Source organism: Pseudonocardia sp. Ae505_Ps2, assembly GCF_001932425.1.
GTDB lineage: Bacteria > Actinomycetota > Actinomycetes > Mycobacteriales > Pseudonocardiaceae > Pseudonocardia.
Genome location: NZ_MCIP01000001.1, coordinates 3,352,436 through 3,355,158, shown reverse-complemented (window position 1 = coordinate 3,355,158; position 2,723 = coordinate 3,352,436). Strand labels below are relative to the sequence as shown.

Below are 2,723 nucleotides of genomic sequence, written 5' to 3'. Positions count from 1 at the left end.
GACCACACGGTGTGAGGCTCGCCGAACGAGCAGACCACACGGTGTGAGGCTCGCCGAACGAGCAGTTCGCACGGTGCGAGGCTCGCCGAACGAGCAGTTCGCACGGTGCGAGGCTCGCCGAACGAGCAGTTCGCACGGTGCGAGGCTCGCCGGACGAGCGGATCGCACCGGGTGAGCAGACCGCCCGGCGGGGACGGGGGCGGGACCGATCGGGTCCCGCCCCCGTCGTCGTCTACCGGACCCGTCTCCGGCGCCGGTTGCGGCGCAGCGCCTCCCGGAGCGGCGGGACGACGGTGCCCTCGGCGGCCATGACCCGGCGGGCCTTGCGTCGCGCGAGGACGACCGCGACGGCGGTCAGTGCCCAGATCGGGAACTGCACGAGCCAGGCCAGCCGGAACGCCTCGGGGGTGTAGCCGCCGGACATGCTGAGCACGAGCCCGACCAGCAGCGTGGTGGTGAGCGAGGCGGTGAACCCGCCGACGTTGACGATCCCGACGGCGGTGCCGCGCCGGTGCGCGGGGTTGGACGTCCGGGCGTAGTCGAAGCCGACCGCGGAGCAGGGGCCGTTCGCGGCGAGCACCACCACGAGCAGGACGAGCAGCCACAGCGGCGCGGGCGGCGGGACGAGCAGCACGACCGTCCACACCAGCGCGGTCGCGCCGATGACCGACAGCACGAGCCAGGACCGGCGCAGCGGGTGGCGGGCGGTGAACTCGCCGAACACCGGCCCGACGACGGCCCCGACGAGGACGAGCAGGGTCAGCATCACCGACGCACCGGCGGGGCTCATCCCCTGCCCGGCGACGAGGTAGGGCACGCCCCAGAGCAGCGCGAACACCAGGCCGGAGAACTGGGTGCCGGCGTGCGACCAGAGCCCGAGCCGGGTGCCCGGGTGGGCCCAGGCGCCCGTGAGGCCGTCGAGGACCTCGCGGGGGCTGCTTGCGGGGGCCGGGGCGGGGCTGCCGGGCGGGCGGTCGCGGAGCACGGCGAGCACCGCGAGCGCGGCGACGACACCGATCCCGGCGGCGGACAGGAACGCCGTCGTCCAGCCGTAGGCGTGCAGGACGGTGGCGAGCGGGATCGCGGAGAGCACCTGGCCGAACTGGCCGAGCAGGGCGGTGACCTGGGTCATCAGCGGTACCCGGCGCGGCGGGAACCAGGTGGACAGCACCGACAGCACCGAGATGAAGGTCAGGGCGTCGCCGACGCCGACGAGCACCCGGGCGGCGACGGCCAGCGGCAGCGAGGTGGCGACGGCGACGAGCACCTGCGCCGCGGTCATGGTGACGGCGCCGGCGAGCACCATGGTGCGGGCGCCGAAGCGGTCGAGGAGCAGCCCGACCGGCACCTGGAGGGCGGCGTAGACGAGCAGCTGCAGGACGAGGAAGCCGGCGAGCACGGTCGGGGACGCGTCGAACCGGTCGGCCGCCTCCAGCCCGGAGACGCCGAAGGAGCTGCGTTGCAGCACCGCCACGACGTAGGCGAACAGACCGACGGACCAGACGAGGTAAGCGCGACGTGACGAGTGCATGACGGACGGCCATTCTGGTCCATCCCGGCTGTCCGGGGCGTCCCGGCGGGGTCGTGTCACACGGGGTCGGTGATCACACGGTGACCGGGCAGCCCACAGGGGGCTCCGGATAGGGTCGCGGTGCACGCCACGACTCGGAGGACGCCGGTGCTCGATCCCGCTCAGCTGTACCAGGTCGACCCGGCCGCGCCGGCTCTCGACGAGCCGGTCCTGATCGTCGTGCTGGACGGGTTCGTCGACGCCGGCAACGCCGGTGCGCTCGCGGTCGGCGCGCTGACCGACGAGCGCGAGGCGGTCCGGGTGGCCCGGTTCGACGTCGACCAGCTCGTGGACTACCGGTCGCGCCGCCCGCCGCTGCGGTTCGAGACCGACCGCTGGGCCGACTACGACCCGCCGGAGCTCGATGTCGTCGCGCTGACCGACACCGGGGACACGCAGTACCTGCTGCTCGCCGGTCCGGAGCCGGACATGCAGTGGGAGCGGTTCGTCGCCGCGGTCGGGCTGCTGGTCGAGCAGCTCGGGGTCCGGCTGGTGATCACGTTGCTGGGCATCCCGATGGCCGTGCCGCACACCCGTCCGATCGGGGTGACCGCGCACGGCACCCGCCCGGAGCTGGTGGAGGGCCACACCCCGTGGTTCGCGACCGCCGACGTCCCGGGCAGCGCGGCCGCGTTGCTGGAGTACCGCCTCGGGCAGGCCGGGCAGGACGTGGTGGGTTACGCCGTGCACGTGCCGCACTACCTGTCGCGCTCGGCGTACCCGCAGGCCGCGCGGGTGCTGGTGGACCACGCGGGGCTGTCGGCGGGGCTCTACCTGCCGACCGAGACGCTGACCCGTGCCGCCGAGCAGGCGGAGTCCGAGATCGCCGAGCAGATGGCGGGGTCGGAGGAGGTCGGGCAGGTCGTGTCGGCGCTGGAGGAGCAGTACGACCAGGTCGTCGCGGCTCGGGAGTCCGGTGACCTGCGGGACGGCCTGGAGGGCGGCGAGCTGCCCAGTGGCGACGAGCTGGCCGCGGAGTTCGAGCGGTTCCTCGCCGGCGGGGGCGACGACAAGCCCGGCGGGAAGTCCGGCGACGACGAGCCGCCGCACGAGCCGCCCGCTCCCCCGCTGCCGCCCGCGACCTGACCGGTCCGCCCCGGCCGGTTCAGCCGCCGAGGGCGAGGGCGTGCTGCACCCGGCCCCGGCCGCCGGG

The 2,723-nt window shown here is 74.7% G+C and carries 2 protein-coding genes; one reads left to right on the top strand and one right to left on the bottom strand.

Annotated elements, in window-relative coordinates:
- Window positions 1-232 precede the first annotated feature (232 nt).
- Complete coding sequence (locus Ae505Ps2_RS16040; protein WP_075307133.1) at window positions 233-1,531, bottom strand: MFS transporter; 1,299 nt, start codon at window positions 1,529-1,531, stop codon at window positions 233-235.
- Window positions 1,532-1,678: 147 nt separating this feature from the next.
- On the opposite strand from Ae505Ps2_RS16040, the gene Ae505Ps2_RS16035 reads away from it, so the two are divergent.
- The gene (locus Ae505Ps2_RS16035) at window positions 1,679-2,656 is read left to right on the top strand and encodes a PAC2 family protein (protein WP_075553745.1); all 978 of its coding nucleotides are present in this window, start codon (window positions 1,679-1,681) and stop codon (window positions 2,654-2,656) included.
- Window positions 2,657-2,723: the final 67 nt, after the last annotated feature.

Bases quoted from the DNA above. Each gene is read 5' to 3' on its own strand.
- Ae505Ps2_RS16040 (WP_075307133.1), bottom strand. From the start codon at position 1,531: ATGCACTCGTCACGTCGCGCTTACCTCGTCTGGTCCGTCGGTCTGTTC.